Source organism: Marinobacter mangrovi (genome assembly GCF_016798325.1).
Classification (GTDB): Bacteria; Pseudomonadota; Gammaproteobacteria; order Pseudomonadales; family Oleiphilaceae; genus Marinobacter_A; species Marinobacter_A mangrovi.
In genome coordinates this window covers 120,572-136,370 of record NZ_JAERVO010000007.1, presented here as the reverse complement: position 1 = coordinate 136,370, position 15,799 = coordinate 120,572, and the positions used below count along the sequence as shown (strand labels likewise).

14 protein-coding genes are annotated in these 15,799 nt (G+C 63.9%); 13 read left to right on the top strand and 1 reads right to left on the bottom strand.

What is annotated here, in order from left to right:
* Window positions 1-296 precede the first annotated feature (296 nt).
* The gene (locus JL474_RS18725; protein ID WP_203143270.1) at window positions 297-1,655 is read left to right on the top strand and encodes an amidohydrolase family protein; all 1,359 of its coding nucleotides are present in this window, start codon (window positions 297-299) and stop codon (window positions 1,653-1,655) included.
* Between the two features lie 500 nt (window positions 1,656-2,155).
* On the opposite strand, the gene JL474_RS18720 is transcribed toward JL474_RS18725, so the two are convergent.
* Window positions 2,156-3,223 (bottom strand): BMP family ABC transporter substrate-binding protein, encoded by a 1,068-nt coding sequence (locus JL474_RS18720; protein WP_203143269.1) that lies wholly within the window; start codon window positions 3,221-3,223, stop codon window positions 2,156-2,158.
* 285 nt (window positions 3,224-3,508) lie between these two features.
* On the opposite strand from JL474_RS18720, the gene JL474_RS18715 reads away from it, so the two are divergent.
* From JL474_RS18715 to JL474_RS18660, 12 genes are read left to right on the top strand one after another with little or no spacing between them, the layout of a single operon-like run.
* Entirely contained in the window at window positions 3,509-4,033 is a 525-nt protein-coding gene (locus JL474_RS18715) for a hypothetical protein (protein ID WP_203143268.1), read from the top strand.
* A gap of 41 nt (window positions 4,034-4,074) precedes the next feature.
* Window positions 4,075-4,539 (top strand): TadE/TadG family type IV pilus assembly protein, encoded by a 465-nt coding sequence (locus tag JL474_RS18710; RefSeq protein ID WP_203143267.1) that lies wholly within the window; start codon window positions 4,075-4,077, stop codon window positions 4,537-4,539.
* Between the two features lie 60 nt (window positions 4,540-4,599).
* Window positions 4,600-5,448: a Flp pilus assembly protein CpaB gene (cpaB, locus tag JL474_RS18705; RefSeq protein WP_203143266.1), complete on the top strand. Its 849-nt coding sequence runs from the start codon at window positions 4,600-4,602 to the stop codon at window positions 5,446-5,448.
* The gene (locus JL474_RS18700) at window positions 5,438-6,610 is read left to right on the top strand and encodes a type II and III secretion system protein family protein (protein WP_236012373.1); all 1,173 of its coding nucleotides are present in this window, start codon (window positions 5,438-5,440) and stop codon (window positions 6,608-6,610) included. Before cpaB ends, JL474_RS18700 begins: the two co-directional genes overlap by 11 nt.
* A gap of 4 nt (window positions 6,611-6,614) precedes the next feature.
* Window positions 6,615-7,823 carry an AAA family ATPase gene (locus tag JL474_RS18695; RefSeq protein WP_203143265.1) on the top strand — a complete coding sequence of 403 codons (1,209 nt, stop codon included), beginning with the start codon at window positions 6,615-6,617 and terminating at the stop codon, window positions 7,821-7,823.
* A gap of 23 nt (window positions 7,824-7,846) precedes the next feature.
* Window positions 7,847-9,028, top strand: coding sequence for a CpaF family protein (locus tag JL474_RS18690; protein ID WP_203143264.1), 1,182 nt, complete (start codon window positions 7,847-7,849; stop codon window positions 9,026-9,028).
* The gene (locus tag JL474_RS18685) at window positions 9,006-9,923 is read left to right on the top strand and encodes a type II secretion system F family protein (RefSeq protein ID WP_203143263.1); all 918 of its coding nucleotides are present in this window, start codon (window positions 9,006-9,008) and stop codon (window positions 9,921-9,923) included. The genes JL474_RS18690 and JL474_RS18685 overlap by 23 nt, the downstream gene beginning before the upstream one ends.
* Window positions 9,916-10,788: a type II secretion system F family protein gene (locus tag JL474_RS18680; protein ID WP_203143262.1), complete on the top strand. Its 873-nt coding sequence runs from the start codon at window positions 9,916-9,918 to the stop codon at window positions 10,786-10,788. Before JL474_RS18685 ends, JL474_RS18680 begins: the two co-directional genes overlap by 8 nt.
* Window positions 10,789-10,836: 48 nt before the next feature.
* Window positions 10,837-11,526: a tetratricopeptide repeat protein gene (locus JL474_RS18675; protein ID WP_203143261.1), complete on the top strand. Its 690-nt coding sequence runs from the start codon at window positions 10,837-10,839 to the stop codon at window positions 11,524-11,526.
* Window positions 11,523-11,786, top strand: a complete 264-nt coding sequence (locus tag JL474_RS18670; protein ID WP_203143260.1) for a hypothetical protein — start codon at window positions 11,523-11,525, stop codon at window positions 11,784-11,786. The genes JL474_RS18675 and JL474_RS18670 overlap by 4 nt, the downstream gene beginning before the upstream one ends.
* Complete coding sequence (locus JL474_RS18665) at window positions 11,761-13,530, top strand: hypothetical protein (protein ID WP_203143259.1); 1,770 nt, start codon at window positions 11,761-11,763, stop codon at window positions 13,528-13,530. The genes JL474_RS18670 and JL474_RS18665 overlap by 26 nt, the downstream gene beginning before the upstream one ends.
* A gap of 14 nt (window positions 13,531-13,544) precedes the next feature.
* Complete coding sequence (locus tag JL474_RS18660; protein ID WP_203143258.1) at window positions 13,545-15,728, top strand: sensor domain-containing diguanylate cyclase; 2,184 nt, start codon at window positions 13,545-13,547, stop codon at window positions 15,726-15,728.
* Window positions 15,729-15,799: the final 71 nt, after the last annotated feature.

Here is a 15,799-nt window from a genome sequence, read left to right as displayed (position 1 = left end):
CAAAGGTCCGGGCGCATCTTGCATCACAGCATTTTCAGATTGAATTATTTCGCACCAGATCAGCGCAATTTCGGAGCCATTGCACGACATTGAAGCAGAATGGGTGTTCAAAATAATAGGAACAGGCCAGCACCACGGACGGGATATGGAGTGAAAGTTGCTTCATTCCCAGTCATCCATAAAACTGACCAGAGAGACAGTTTTAGAACAGCCACAGATTCAACCCCAAGAGTAGAAGCGGTCAGGAGCTGCACCCAGCCTCCGGGACATTGCTCTTTGTACACTGAGGAGCCCTTATGCCCTACCTGATTCGCAACGCCACGGCGATCTTCTCGCCGGAGCAGCCCGATGCCACCGCTCTCCGGATCGACGGCAACCGCATTACAGCCCTGGGCCGCGACCTCCAGCCCGAGGACGGCGATACCGTGATCGACGCCCGCGGCGGCGTGATCTACCCCGGCCTGGTGAACACCCATCATCATCTGGCCCAATCCATTCTCAAGGGCGTGCCTGAGGGGCTGAACCAGGGCCTCGGTGACTGGCTGGGTTCGGTGCCCTACCGGTTCTGGCCGCAGATCACGCCGGAGCTGATGTACCACGCTGCCCGGCTGGGACTGTATGAACTGCTGCGCTCGGGCACCACCACCTGTGCCGACCACCACTACCTGTATCACCGGGACACGCCGGACGAGCTGGAAGATGCCGTCTGGCAGGCGGCCGACGAGTTGGGCATCCGCCTGGTGCTGTGCCGGGGCAGCGCGGTGGAGAAAGGCAGCCACAAGGGCCTCGGCCGGCACAACATCGAGCCGGAAACCACGGACCAGGTGATTGACCGCATGGAACGCACCCGGACCCGCTATCACCAGGCGGCCCCGGATGCGATGCGACGCCTGGTGGTCGCTCCCACCAGCCTGATTCACTCCAGCCCGCCGGATTTCCTGAAGGAGATGGCCGCCTACGCCCGCGGAAATGGCCTGCGCATGCACTCCCACCTGCTGGAAGTCGGGTTCGATGAGGTGCAGGCGCGGGAGAAGTTCGGCATGGCGGCCATCGACTATGCCGAGCGCTGCGACTTCCTGGGCCCGGATGTGTGGTTCGCGCATCTCGTGCAGAGCGATCCCAACGCCATCGAGCGGCTGGCGGCCACCGGCACCGGTATTGCCCACTGCCCCACGTCCAACTGTCGTCTGGGCAGCGGGGTCGCACCGGTCATCGAGATGGCCGGAAAAGGCATGCCCATCAGCATCGGCGTGGATGGCTCGGCGTCAGCGGAATCCGGCTCCATGCTGCAGGAACTGAACCTGACCTGGCTGATCCACCGCGCCCTGCACGGGCCGGAAGCCACCACCCTGGAACAGGTGCTGCAATGGGGCAGCCGCGACGGCGCCCGGCTGCTGGGTCTTGAAGCCATCGGCGAACTGGCCGTGGGTCAGGCCGCCGATCTGGCGATCTACGACATTGATTCGCCGCGTTTTGCCGGCGTGCATACGCCCCTGTTTGCGCCGTTGATGTGTGGCGAGCCGGTGCAGGTGAGTCACAGTTTTGTGAACGGGAAGCCGGTGGTCGAGGACGGTTCGGTGCTGGGGCTGGAAGAACGGGAACTGGTTGGGAATGTTCGGAACGGGCTTGCGGATCTGATGGCCCGAGTGGCCTGAAAACGGGCGCCTGCCGGCGCCTCCGAAGCTAAAGCGTCGGCTACATGGTCGTGCCTAACCGCCAAAGTTTGCGATGACGCCATTCAATGTAGCGGACGCTTCAGCTTCCGAGCATGAACGGGAAGCCGGTGGTTGAAGACGGATCGATGCTGGGGCTGTAAGAACGGGAGCTGGTTGAGAACGTTCGGAACGGGCTTGCGGATCTGATGGCCCGAGTGGCCTGAAAACGGGCGCCTGCCGGCGCCTCCGAAGCTGAAGCGTCGGCTACATGGTCGTGCCCAACCGCCAAAGTTTGCGTTGACGCCATTCAATGTAGCGGACGCTTCAGCTTCCGAGCCGGCCGAAAGGCCTGCCTGAGGTGGCACCTGAGGGTGGTCAATCTGCACCGCACTGCCCTTATCGCAGCCCCCCATTCGCCAGACACAAAAAAGGCCCGTCGCACGGAGCTTCGGGCCTGACAGCGATCGTTGGCGGAGCCGGGCTCCGCCTTGTCGTGTGTCTTACTGCGGATAGGTCGCGGTCATCCCCTGAACGTACCAGTCCATGCTGGACAGCTGTTCACGGGTCGCCACTTCGCCTTCCTTCACGCGCAGCTTGCCGTCCTGGTCGTAGATCGGACCGGTGAACGGATGCAGCTTCTCGGTGCGGATGGCTTCGATGGTGTCGTTGACCTTCTTGGTCTGCTCGTCGGTCAGACGGTCGCTCAGGCCCACAATCTTGATGTCGCCTTCCTTGATGCCGCCCCAGTAGTCGGTGGACTTCCAGGTGCCGTCCATGACCTGCTGGACCGCCTGGATGTAGTACGGTGCCCAGTCGTCAACGACAGACAGCAGATGCGCGTGCGGACCGAAATGGGACATGTCAGACGCCTGACCCACAGCCCACTTGCCGCGCTTCTCGGCCGCCAGCATGGCCGCCGGGCTGTCGGTGTGCTGGATGATCACGTCCACGCCCTGATCCATCAGGGTGTTCGCGGCGTCGGCTTCTTTCGCCGGATCGAACCAGGTGCTGACCCAAACCACTTTCAGCTCGACGTCCGGGTTGACCTTACGCGCTGCCATGAAGGTCGCGTTGATGTCGCGGATGACCTCCGGAATCGGGAAGGAGGCGATGTAGCCGATCTTGTTGGACTTGGTCACCAGACCCGCCGCGGTACCGCTGACGTAGCGGCCTTCATAGGTTACGGACAGGTAGGTGCCCAGGTTCTTGGCGCGCTTGTAGCCCGTCGCGTGCAGGAACACCTTGTCCGGGTAGTCCTTGGCCACGCGGGCAATCGCGTTCATGAAACCGAAGGAGGTAGCAATGATCACGTCGTTGCCGGCCTGGGCCAGACGGCGCAGGGTCCGCTCGGCGTCCGCGCCCTCGTTGACGTTCTCAACGTAGGTGGTCTGGAGCTTGTCGCCAAAATGCTCTTCCAGGGCCTTACGTCCCTGATCGTGCTGGTAACTCCAGCCATGGTCCCCAATCGGGCCCACGTAGATAAAACCGACTTTCAATGGATCGTCCGCAAAGGCGTGCATGGGGATAATCAGGGCCGCCAGCACAGCCAGTTTCTTTAAAAAGCGCATTCGCACCGTCTCCTGTTATGTCACTTTCTTTTATGAGCGACTCATTCGTGGCCCGTGAGTTTAACCTGACATCCGCAAAAGATAGCAGGCCCCGGGCAAGAATCAGCACTGGCCAATACATCAGCAAAAAGCTGGCCAACTGTTCAGGAAATCTCTCACCCTTCAGACCCTGCTGCCTGGCGCCAAAGAACCCTGGCGAAACCGGCCTTCGTCCGCCAACACATGCACAGAACCAGGGCAACGCTGGCCGCATGGAGACCCATTCTGAAGCGCCAGGCCAACAGCTTGGCCAAGATCCCGCAATCAGACATTCAATGCGATACGCCGGTTACATTTCTGAATACAAATTCATCGTTATTACGAGAAACGCAAACTATTGCTTTTTCGGGGAAATATCATTTAAGGCCACTCTGGCGCCGGAACACCCATGCCAACCGGGCCAATGACAACATGACAGAAGTCACAAAAGGTTACGCCTGGATACAACAAATTATTTGCACAAATGCACCACTTCGACCTATTGCTAAAGCAGTAAGGAAGCCCAGCGATCAAGGAGTTCGCAACATGAAACGCACAACAATGCTTAAAAACGTTTCTCCTACCGCCCTGTTTGTCCGCGCTCAGACCTTCCGCGCCGGCAAGCCCGGTTCCCAGAAAGGCGCCAGTGCACTGGAGTACATCGTACTGGCGGCTGCCATCATCGGCATCATTGCGGTCCTGGCCACCAATACGGACGTCCAGGACAAGCTGACCTCCGCGTTTACAGGATTGTTTGACGACGCAACAAACGCCGGCTCGTCAGGAACTTAAGACCGCCCACCAGTAGGTTACGGACATCAGGGAGAGTCCAGATGCGTCTCAGGTTCCAGAACAAACGCCAACGTGGCGCCGTTGCGCTTGAGTTCCTGCTGCTGTTCCCGTTCATCGTGGCAACGCTCTATGCGGCAGCCAGTTACAGTGTCCTGTTTTTCAACCAGTACCGGATGCAGGACGCGGTGACCCAGGCCGCCAACCTGTCACTGTCGATCGACCGGTCCAGCTACAACGCCGATCAACTCAAGGGTGTGGTGGAGACCCGGTCTTCCCAGGCCCTCAATGCCCTGATCGGCTCGCTGCCGGCGAGTTTTCGTGGCGCCGTGCAGCCGGATCTCACCGGTTGCGCGGTGGGCACGGTCAGTGATGTGGAAATGCTGCGCTGCAGCGTCGGGGTGGCCGGAGGCGACAGTGGGTTGTTGCCGCTGATCAGCTTCGGCTGGTTGGGACAGTTTCCGCCCATGCCCAGCAGCCTGCAGGCCGAAGCGTCCGTGGCGTTCTGACGAATAAAGCGATTACGGCACCGGCGAGGTGCCCATAACAAGACACGTCGGGAGTCAAACGTGGGATCCAGAGCACTTTATGCCCTGCCAGCGATCGTACTGGCCCTCATCGCGCTGATACTGGCCGGCATCGGCTTTGCCAGAAGCGAGCCGCCGGCTCAGGCGATGCCCAGGAAGCCAACGGCCAGCAACACGGCCCAGAGCGTCCGACCGGATCTGTTCGAATACCTGGTGGTGACCCGGCCGATTGCCAGCGGTGAACCCATCGGTGAAGAGCAGGTCACCCGGGTCGGCACCGCCCAGGCTGTGGAAGGCGCCATCAGCGCGGACCGCTTCAAGTTCGGCACGCCGGCAGCGGGACCGATCCAACCGGGCGCGATACTGACCCGGGATCTGCTGTCCAGCACCAGCCTGATCACCCCCCGCATCAAGCCCGGTCACCAGGCCATTGCCCTGAAAACGGACGAAGTCACTGGCGTGGGTGGGCTGCTCAAGCCGGGCGACCGGGTCAACGTCCTCGCCACGTTCAAGCGCGACCGTCAGGAAACACCCACCGCGGTGGTCGTGGTTCGCGATGCACCGGTGCTGGCCGTGCAGGGCTCTTTGGGGAGCGACAGCGCAGCGCCCGACAAGGAGCGCCGCAACGATTCCATCGTCCTGCTGATTCCGGATGCCCGGGTGCCGGCGGTCCTGTTGGCTTCGAACGAAGGCAAGGTCCGTCTCTCGGCCGTCGCTTCCCCGGATACCCGGACCGGCGAGACCGCCGCAGACAGCACCGCGGCCATGGCCCTGGCGGACCTGTTCCCGAAACCGCCGGCCCCGCCCAAGCGCCAGCCGGTCAGACGCGCGCCGGCCAATCAGGTCCAGGTTTTCGAAGGCTCCGAAAGCAGGAAGGTCTATGTTCGCTAATCCACTGAAAACACGTTGGCTGGCCGGCCTGTTGCTGGGCCTTATCGCGCTGCCCGTCGCGGCCCTCGACAACGGCGCCATGATCAGCCTGGGCAAGGGCGAGCAGCGGGTGCTGAACTTCCCTTCCGCACTGGCCAAGGTGGCCACGTCCGACCCTGCCATTGCGGCGGTCACGGTGTCCGGCACGCGGGAACTGCTGCTGACCGGAAAGGCGGAGGGCTCCGCCGTCCTGTCCGTGTGGCTCAAGGATCCGGGGGATCCGCTGAAAGCGCCGATCGTCGTGGCGCCCACCCAGGGCGAGAAGATGCCGTTTGGCACTCAGGTTCAGACCGACATTCGCATACTCGAAGTCAGCCGCAGTCAGCTCAACGAATTGGGTTTCTATTACGCCCGACTGTTCGACGGTGGCCAATCGGCGATCGGGGTTGCCCCTCCTGGCAGCAACTACCGCGGCTTTTCCGGACCCGGTGAGGCCAGCGCCGCGATCTCGACGGACGGCTTCAATCTGTTCAGCTTTGGCGCCAACTCACTGGCCATCATCAATGCCCTGGAATCCGGCGGCTTCGCCTACACCCTGGCGCAACCCTCGCTGACCAGCATCAGCGGGCAGAACGCCACCTTCCTGTCCGGCGGCGAATTTCCGATTCCGGTGAGCAACGACGGCGACAGCATTGAAGTGGAATACAAGGAGTTCGGCGTCAGCCTGAGCCTGACCCCCACCGTGGTGGACCCGGGCCAGATCATCCTCAAGGTGGCACCGGAGGTCAGCGAGCTGGATTTCTCCACCGGCGTGACCACCGCGGGCGTCTCGGTCCCCGGCCTGCGGGTTCGCCGCGCCCAGACCACGGTCTCCATGGGGCCCGGAGAAACCTTCATCATCAGCGGTCTGGTCAGTCGCAGCACCATCAACAACAGCGACCGCATCCCGGGTCTGGGTGATCTGCCCTTGCTGGGCGCCCTGTTCCGTTCGGACCGGATTTCCCGGGAAGACAAGGAGCTGATCATGGTGGTCACACCCCACATCGTATCCCCGGGCAAGGCGGGGGACGCCATTAAGGCCCTGCCCGCCTCGGACTATCACAACAGCAGCATGGGCTGGCTCGACATGGCCACCCAGACCCGCGGCGGCGAGCATCCCATCCATCACGGTTTGAGTTGGTGACCCCATGGACCATCAGGATATTATCGTTTGCATCACCGACGACCTGGGCATCCGGGTCTGGCTGGAACGGGCGCTGCAGGATGCCTGGCGCCTGGAATGTGTGGGCAACGCCGACCTGTCACGGGTGGTGAACCTGGTCGACGCCACACAGGCCCGGCTGGCCATCGTGGCCATCGACGAGGACGCCCCGGAACGCTCGCTTCGCACCATTGAGGCGGTACACCGCGCGCATCCGGGACTGATCGTCATCACGGTCGCCCGGCGGCTCAACCAGGACTACCTGCTGCGCAGCATGCGCGCCGGCGCCCGCGACTGCCTGCTGGCCGACAGCGACGCCGAGGAACTCCGGGCCCAGGTCAACGACCTGCTCTACCGCGAACAGGCGACGCCGGAAGCCCGCCACCCGGACGCGCTGCCGCACAACCTCACGCTGGTGACGGCGGCTGAGCCCACGGTGGATACACGCTTCCTGACCCAGAACCTGGCGTTTGCCATCAACCGCGATCACCCGGACCGGCGCATCCTGGCCATCGACACGGCGGCCGAAGGACGCAATGTCTTCTATCTGGAGCTGAACAACCGCTTTACCCTGAAGAACTTCCTGGCCAACGCCAATGCCGCCGACGAAACCCTGATCGAAACGGCGCTGGAAGAATACAGCCCCGGCCTGCGACTGCTCGGCGGACACCTTAAAGAAGACGATCTGGGCGGCGACCGCAACGCCGACCTGTTCATTGCCATCAGTCAGCTGATGCACCTGTTCGACCACATCGTAGTGAACGTGGATCCGGCCCTGGCCGATCACTGGATCAATGCCGTGGGGCCGCAGACCAGCACCCTGGTCATGACGCTGCACCCGCTCGTGCACCAGGCCCACCGGGCCCGGCGGCAGGTGGAACGCTGGCGCGGCAACCTGGGCACCAATTGCCGACAGGTCCTGATCGCCGACGGCGTTGAGGGCAAGGGCGCACCGACCCTCGCCCAACTGGAAGAGACCATCGGCATTGAGGCCCTCGGCACGCTGCCGCTGGACTGGAACAACCGCCTGTTGGCCATCAATGCCGGTATCCCGTTGCATCGTCTGCCTCGCAAGAGCGCCTATGCCCGTCAGTTCGACACCCTGCTCAAGCGATTCAACTGGCAGCCGCGGAACGCCGCTGACGCGTCAACACCCCGCAGCACCGGCCTGCTGCAACGGCTGCGACTGGCCTGAACGAGTGAGGGAGTAATTCCGATATGGCATCCCGCATCGACCAGGAATACCAGGATCTCAAGGAATTGGTGCATCGCGCCGTGGTGGAGCGTCTGGACGAGGAAGGCATCGAGGTGGGCAAGGCCGCCAAGTCGACCCTGGCGGATTTCATCCGGGTCAGTGTCTCCGACTACCTGACCGCCAACAAGGTGCCCCTGTCCACCCAGGACCTCGCCCTGCTGTCCCGCGAAATCCTCGACGAGGTGGCCGGCTTCGGCCCGCTGGAGCCGCTGCTCGGCGATCCGTCGATTAACGACATCCTGGTTAACGGACCGCGGGATGTGTTCGTGGAAATCGATGGCCTGTTGCAGCGTTCGAACACCCGGTTTATCAATGACGATCATGTGATCCGCGTGGTCCGCCGCATCCTCTCGCCCCTGGGCCGGCGCCTGGACGAGTCGAGCCCGATGGTGGATGCGCGCCTGCCGGACGGGGCGCGGGTCAACGCCATCATCCCGCCAATCGCCCTGGACGGGCCATCCATGAGCATCCGCAAGTTCACCAAGAACCACCTGACCGCCAACGACCTGTTGCAGGGCGGATCGCTGACCCGACCGGGCCTGGAAACCCTGCTGACCCAGGTCACCCAGCGTCGCAACGTGCTGGTCAGCGGCGGCACGGGCACCGGCAAGACCACCATCCTCAACCTGATGAGCCAGCACATCCCGCGCGAGGAGCGGGTCGTCACCATCGAGGATTCCGCCGAGCTGGCCCTGGACCATCCGCATGTGGTGCGTCTGGAAACCCGGCCGGCCAACACCGAAGGGTCCGGCAAGGTGAGTGCCCGGGATCTGGTGATCAACGCCCTGCGCATGCGCCCGGACCGGATCATCGTCGGCGAAGTGCGTTCCGGGGAGATCATCGAACTGCTGCAGGCGATGAACACCGGTCACGAAGGCTCGATGAGCACCATTCACGCCAACACCGCCCGGGACGCGCTGGTGCGTATCGAGACGCTGCTGGCCGTCAACGGCTACGACGCCAGCGAGCGGGCGGTGGGACGGCTGATCGGCTCCGCCATCGATGTCATCGTGCAACTGGCCCGACAGCCGGATGGCCGGCGCTACGTCAGCGAGATCGTGGAGCTGTGTCCCGACGCCGACGACCCCTACCGAATGAACCACCTATACCAGGGAGCCAGCCATGGCGAATCCGCTCTGGCTTAACGCGGCCCTGATCTGCGCCCTGGCCGCCCTGGCTCTGGTGGCGGTGCAGTGGATCTGGCAATCCCGCAGTACCGGCCGCCAGCTCAAGCGCCGCATCAGTGAGCGCCTGCAGGACCAGCGTGAGTTGCCGGCGGAACAGGGCGCCCGATATCGGCCGGGCCGGCTTGATGTGATGCTGCTGCGAGCGAACCTGCGGTTCTCGTCACGTCAGCTTGTCATTATCGGCGTGCTGTTCGGACTGGTGCTGTTGCTGACCGGCCTGTCGAAAGGCCCGGTCGTCGCCCTGGTGTTCGCCTTCTTTGCCGTGTCTGCCGGCTACGTTTACTGGCGCATCCGTTTCCAGAAGCAGCGCCAGAAAATCTATGGCGAGCTGCCGGAAATCATCGACACGGTCCTGCGCTACATCGAAGCCGGCCGTTCGTTGGAACAGGCCCTCACAGATGCCCTGGCGGATGCCTCTCCCCTTTTCGGGCCGCTGACCTTCCGGGTCCGCAGTGCGGTCGAAGCAGGCCGTGACTACACGCGCCTGTTCGAGGACTTTGCCGAGCTCTACCGGGTACCGGCGATGGTTCTGGTGGCCATTGCGCTGCGCACATCCGCCCGTTTCGGCTCGTCGGTCAAGCCCCTGCTGCGCCAGGTGGCCGGCGCCTTGCGTTCCCAGCAGGAGCTGCGCCAGGAGTTCATGGCCGCCACCGCAGAAACCCGCTTTACCGCCGCCACGTTTGCATTGTTGCCCCCCGGCCTGGCGGTCTACATGACCGCCATCAACGAAGAGTATTCCGCGGTCCTGCTGGATACGGCAACCGGTCACACCATGCTGGTCGTGGCAGGCACCCTGCAATTGCTCGGCATGCTGATGATCTGGCGCATGATCCAGGGGGTGGGCCGTGATTAACCCCTGGTTTGTCAGTGCCATGGTCGCGGCGGTCTGTGCTATCTGGCTGGCTTTCTACAAAGCGCCCCAGTGGGCACTGCGGGCCCGGATTCGAGCCCGCCTGGATCGCCTGCCGCTGGACGACGACGAAAAAATCACCTCGCTGCTGCAACGCTGGATCGACGGCTTCACCCGCCACCGCTGGATCCACGCCGACTTCAGCGAGCAGGGCGAGGCGCTGGAGACCGCCGGCCTGTCCCTGCCACGGGCACAGCGCATCTACCTGCTGGTGTGCTGGCTGGCACCCGCGCTGGTGATCGTTGGAGGCTTTGCCACTTTCGGCGGCGCCGGCGGCCTGCTGATCGCCGGCCTGGCGTTTGTCCTGCCCCGCAAGGCCATCCGGACCGCCGGCCGCCGGGCGGAGTACGAGCAAAATCTCGAGGCCATCGAACTGTGCCAGATGACCCGCATGCTGATGGAAGCCGGCCTGTCGGTGGAGCGCACGCTGCGCCTGATCGCCGCCCAGGCCCGGCCGGTGATGCCGCGGCTGGCCCGGCGCCTGGATCGCTTCAACCGGTTGATGGAGTCCGGCGCTGACCGGACGGCGGCGTTGAATGAGTTGGGCCGCAACAAGCGCATTGCCGTGCTGCGCAACTACGTCACGCTGATGAAGCAGAGCAGCAAGCTCGGTGCGCGGGTGTCCGACAGCCTGGAGCAGATCGTGCGGGAAGCCCAGCACACCGAGCGCTCGCGCCTGAAAGAGGACACCAACCGCCTCGGCGCCAAGATGACGGTCATCATGATGATTTTCATGCTGCCGGCCCTGTTCATCCTGATCGGCGGGCCGGCCCTGATTTCCATTGCCGACGCGATCGGCGGCTCCTGAGCCACCCGGTCACCGGTATTCGAACAATCACAGGAGGTTGAACGCGCTATGCCGCCATCCCGAATTCACGTTCCCGGCCTGACGACGGGCCTGCTGGTCCTGGGCTCGCTACTGGGCGGCTGTGCGACGGCCCCGCAGACTCCGATAGCCGCCGAGCAGCAGCCGGTCAGCTGCGAGACCGACATCCAGCCGGAGATGCAGGTTCACCTGGATCTGGTGGACACCATGATCGATCGCGGCAAGCCCTACGCGGCCCTGGCACAGCTGGAGAGTGAACCGTTGGCCACCGAAGACCACTGGATTCGCCGCGGTCAGTTGCTGGCCATGACCGGCCGACTCAGTCAGGCGGAACACACCTTCCAACAGCTGGTGGACCAGTGCCATTCCGGTCGCAGTTATCACGGCCTGGGCATGACCTTGCTGAAACAGACCCGTCTCGACGATGCCCTGCCGTACCTGGAAAAAGCCCGGGACCTGGCGCCCGCCTCAGCCGACGTCCGCAACGACTACGGCTACGCGTTGCTGCTGTCCCACCGTCCCTACGAGGCCGCGATCGAACTGCGCACCGCGCTCGAGCTCAACGCGGGCAAGGGCCCGGTCCGTCAGAACCTGGCCACCGCCTATATGCTCACGCAGAACCAGGCGGGACTGGAGCTGCTGCGCGACCGCTACCAATTCGGCGTCGATGAGTACGCCTACGCCCGCAAACTCGCCCGACAACTGGGAGGGCAACCATGAGAACCTGTCTGCTGATCCTGCTGGGCCTGCCGTTCACGGCGCTGGCCGGTGATCCACCCAGCCACGGGCTGTCCAACGACGTCACCGGCCCGGTCCAGACCACACGCACCGAACAGCTGTTGAATCGCCAGATCCGGGACAGCCAGCCCGGCGATGAGCTGTCGCTGGAACTGTTCGTCGATACCCAGAAGCGATTGGCCGAGTCCTTCCGCCGGCCCATCCCGGACGATCTCCGTGAATCCACACGCCAGAAAAAATAGCCCCGCCCGGCAACGGGGTGCGCTGACGGTCGCCACGCCTCTGATCATCACCGTGATCCTGCTGCTTTCGGTGATGGGGCTGGATGGTGCCCGCCTCTATGCCCTCAAAGGCCGCATGCAGAGCCAGGTGAACGCCGCCGCGATTGCCGCCGCCGACGGCGCCCAGGCCTGCGGCGGGACCGATGTGTCCCTGGCCACGATTCGCAGCCGCGCCCAGACGGCAGCGACGGTCCAGGGATTCGACGGTGACACCGCGGACTTGCAGATCACCCCCGGTGTGCTCCAGGTCCAGGGAGCAAGCGACGACGAACTGGCGCTGGTCCCGGTCGCCGATCTCGACCGGAGCAACGCCGTGCTGGTCACCTATGCCCGGGAAGAGCCCATATCCCGATTCTTCCCGGACCTGTTCGGCAGCGTCACGCTGACGGCCCAGGCTGCCGCCCGCAAGGAGGTCGTCGCGACCCTGGGCGCCGGCGGCTCGACGCTCACGGTGGACAACGGCTTACTCGGCAACCTGCTGGGCGCAGTACTGGGGCAGCCGGGTTACAGCCTGGATGCCACCAGCCTCTCCAGCCTGCAGAACACCACCGTGCAGTTGGGCGACCTGCTGCAAAAGGCCGGCGTGGACTCCCTGGTCGACCTGTTGCCGCTGCGTGCCGACACCCTGGCCCGGGCCGTGCGCGATGTTACTGGCTCGGTCACACCGGTCGGCGAACTGTTCGACGACCTGCTCGACAGCAACGGCATCGAGACGGTCCGGGTCAGCGACATTCTGGCCGTGGCCGGCAACACCCAGGTGCCCCGGGACAGCACCTTCGAAACCTACGACCTGCTCACCAGCCTGGTGCTCAACATTGCCCACAGCCAGTCCGCAGACGAAGGCCAACTGCTGAGCGTGCCACTGACCATCAGTGATCTTTCGATTCCGCTGGTCGCCAATATCAAGGCCGTCGATCTGGAACTGTACGTGGATCGACCGCCGACCATCGCCATCGGACCCGCCCGCCGGGGCAGCGACGGTCAGTGGATGACGCAGTTCCAGTCATCGGATATCAGCTTACGCCTGGTGGCCGATGCCGAAATCCTGCCCATCAACCTCTTGCCGCTGGTGCAGGTGACCATCGCCAGCCTCAAGATTCCCCTGGCCGTCGACATCGGCGGGGGCGAAGGCGCGTTAGTGGCGGCCCAGTGCGCCCGGGCAACCGACAACGACGTCCGCTTCGACGTGGATCTGGATCGTTCGGTGGCCACCATCGCCACTGGGGATATCGACCTGGACAGCGGCGACATTGACTTCGAACCGATCAAGGCCAGCGTCGGTCAGATCACGATTCTTGGCGCGGGAGGCGGCTCCGGGGCGATTGACCTGGAAGCGACGCTCAGTGCCGAAGTGCCCGGCGTGCATTCCACCGCAACGGTGGCCACCGATTATCCCTTGTACTGCGACCCGGTCACCGGCTGCACCGAAACCCATTACGACGACGGCGATGCCTCACTGGATGGCCTGGATCTGAACATTGATGTCGATGCCAAACTGCTTGGTATCGAGATCAGCGCGCTGGTGGCGCCACTGGAGTCCCTGATCAACACGCTACTGGATGACGTCGTCAGCAGCCTGCTCAAGGCCATCGTATCGCCCCTGCTGCAATCCCTGGGGGCCGGTCTGGGCGGCATGTCGGTGACGGTTACCAACGCCGACCAGGGGCACGCGGCGCTGATTGAGGACATTACCGTCGTCAACTGAAGGGATGGAAACGCATGGACATGCAACTGGCTGTACGCGCAATCCTCGATGCTTTGGGGCCGGCCGCACTGGCGATAGGCTTCACCGGCGCCGGGGCTGCCCTGGTCAGCGAATGGCGCCGGCGGCGCAGCGCCAGCATGGTTCATGTCCTTGAGGGACAGGTTGCCGAGCAGGACCGGCAACTGCGCAACACATCCCGCGAACTGGCCACGCTGTTCGATCACACCGCCATTGCCGTGCTGATCCTAGACAAACACAGCGGTCAGGCGGAGTACGCCAACAGTCTGGCCCTGGAGGCCTTTGGCACCCGATCCCTGGACACGCTCAACGGCGAGGTCCTGGTCAAGCCCGATGCCTGGCCCGCTGAGCCCTATGATCTGCATCGCTTCGAGGCCCATCTCAACCAGGCCAGCCAAGTCGGCTTTGTCCAGTTCGAATGGTGCTTTTCCCGGGCCCCGGCTTACGCCCGCTGGCATCAGGTTTCGCTGAATCACCTGCTGTTCAACGCCAAGCCCTGCCTGCTGCTGACGGCCATTAACACTACCGAACGCAAACAGGCCGACGCCAAGCGCGAGCGTCGTAATCGGGTGCTGACGGCGCTGGCCAGCCGTCGCGCGTTGCCGGAAACGCTCAACCAGGTGGTCGCGATGGTGGAATCCGCCCAGCCTGATTTCTACTGCGGCGTCATGTTGGCCGACGAGGGCCAGCAAACCCTGAGCTGGGTCAGCGCGCCACGGTTGCCGGCCCGCTTCCGGCAAGCCACCGATGGTCTGGCGGTGCAGTTCGGTCAGGCGGGCAGCGGCACCGCCGCATCCATCAAGGCGCGGGTGGTGTCCCGGGATATCCGCCAGGATCCGCGCTGGACCCGCTTCCTGTCCGCGGCTGACGACGCCGGTTTCAATGCCTGTTGGTCGGAACCCATCCTGTCCAGCCGTGGTGAAATCCTGGGCACCTTCTGTGTCTACCATACCGAGCCCTGGGAACCCGATGACGACGCCCTCGACACCCTGACCGAACCGCTGTATCTGGCCAGCCTGGCCCTGGAAGATGCCCTGACCCGCGAGAAGCTGGAACGCAGCATGGCCCAGGAGCACCTGCTCCGCCAACTGAGCACCTTCCTGCTGGAAGAGGAAAACCCGGCGGACGGTACCGGCGTCCAGCACGTGCTGGATACCGTGGGCGACTACCTCGGCCTGGACCACGCCTATGTCTACGAGCAGGACCAGGCGGACCAGCCGTTTACACGCCGCTATGACTGGACCTCGGGCCAGGACACCCAACCCCTGCCCATCGGCGATGCGCCCTACCCGGATGAGCTGCAACCGCTGCTCAACGCCCTCAAGGAAGACGGCTATTACGTCCTGGGCGGCGAGCCCGACAGTAACGACGTCGGAGCCCTGGCGCTGACCGGCACGTCCGCCCGTCGCGGCTCCCTGTTTATCCCCCTGTACGGCGACCAGCGCCTGCGCGGCATTCTCGGTTTCGATGTGCTGAGCGCCGGCACGCCCTGGAACCCCTCCACGGTGAACACCCTGCGGGTTATTGGCACGCTGGTCAGCCACGCCCTGACCCGCCAGGACCTGCTGGTGTCCCTGGAATACAAGGCCCTGCATGATCGGCTGACCGGCCTGTTCAACCGGCACAAGGTGGAGAGCAACCTGCGCCAGGAAATCCTGCGCAGCGAACGTTACGGCAATGACCTGGCCGTGCTGCTGATCGACATCGACTTCTTCAAGCAGGTCAACGACACCTTTGGTCACGGGGCGGGCGACGATGTCCTGTGTTCACTGGCGGGGCTGTTGCAGCAGGAACTGCGGGCCTCGGACATCTCCGGCCGGTGGGGTGGCGAAGAATTTCTTATCCTGTTACCGGAAACCGATCTCAGCGGTGCCCGCAATGTGGCAGAGCAGTTGCGCCAGACGGTGGAGGGGCACCGCTTTTCCATCCCGCGTCACGTCACCATCAGTGTCGGCCTGGCGGTCTGGTGTTCCGGCGACAGTCCGGACACCCTGATCAACCGGGCCGATGAGGGGCTTTATCGGGCCAAGGATTGCGGTCGAAACTGCGTCCAGGTGGCCCCGGCCTTCAAGGAAGACAACCATGATGCGACAGCTCGGCCTTCTCCCCGCGCCCCTGACCGCGGTAATTCTGCTGCCCTGCTGGGCCCTTCCGGCTCTGGCCCAAGACACCGCAGCTGATCCGGCCCAAACGCAGACGGCGCCGGAGCGGGCGCAAGACAACCGCCAGCGCCCGAGCTCCGCTGGGGGGG